At 46.9% G+C, this 687-nt stretch carries 1 protein-coding gene; it reads right to left on the bottom strand.

Translation table 11 applies throughout. The features are described 5' to 3' along the window. Positions 1-15: 15 nt before the first annotated feature. Complete coding sequence (locus RCF13_RS03045; protein ID WP_025091185.1) at positions 16-297, bottom strand: type II toxin-antitoxin system ParD family antitoxin; 282 nt, start codon at positions 295-297, stop codon at positions 16-18. Positions 298-687 lie beyond the last annotated feature (390 nt).

Below are 687 nucleotides of genomic sequence, written 5' to 3'. Positions count from 1 at the left end.
CTACTGTCCTACTTATCACTTGAGATCTTTCTTACGCTTGGCATGCCGTTGACGAATTGAGTCCAGAGCGGAATCAACTGATACTGCCCGAGATGGGTCGGACGTCATTGCATCATAAGAAGCTGCTACATCGTTTTTCAGCCAGCGTTCGATGGCCGCGTCCCGTTCACGCAGGGCCCGGATACCCGCACGGACAACCTCGCTGACCGAAGCGTAGTCACCCGTCTTGATCTTTGAGTCGATAAATGCTGCCTGTTCACTAGGCAGACTAATCGTACGTTTTTCGATGTTAGCCATTTCGCACCTGTTTTACCCCATCCATATAGGTATGAATAAATCATACCTCAATCCCCGATTAGTACAAAGCTTTGTTTTTTATTGCCTAGAAGGAGATAATTTCCGGGCGATTGCCGATCAGAGAGTGTGGGAGTCTAACCGCCCGAATGGAGCCGCTAGCAGACCATCTTGCTTTTGCGAGACATTAATAAAACATTGAGCGTCAAAACTCTTGTTCATGCTGAATATTTTTGACGATCTAAGCTATCCGTGGGAAAAATAGCGGCTTAATTCTTCGGAATGATAATACACCAGTGAGATTATTCATGACCAATGGATGGCTGTCGTGGATCGGGAAATAGTCTGGACGTTGTTATTGTTGATAATCCTGATTGCCAGCGCGGCAGCAGG

Source organism: Stenotrophomonas maltophilia group sp. RNC7, assembly GCF_030910085.1.
In the GTDB taxonomy this organism is placed as follows: Bacteria; Pseudomonadota; Gammaproteobacteria; order Xanthomonadales; family Xanthomonadaceae; genus Stenotrophomonas; species Stenotrophomonas sepilia.
Note: the sequence above shows the minus strand (reverse complement) of the source record. Positions and strands in the feature narration are given on the sequence as shown.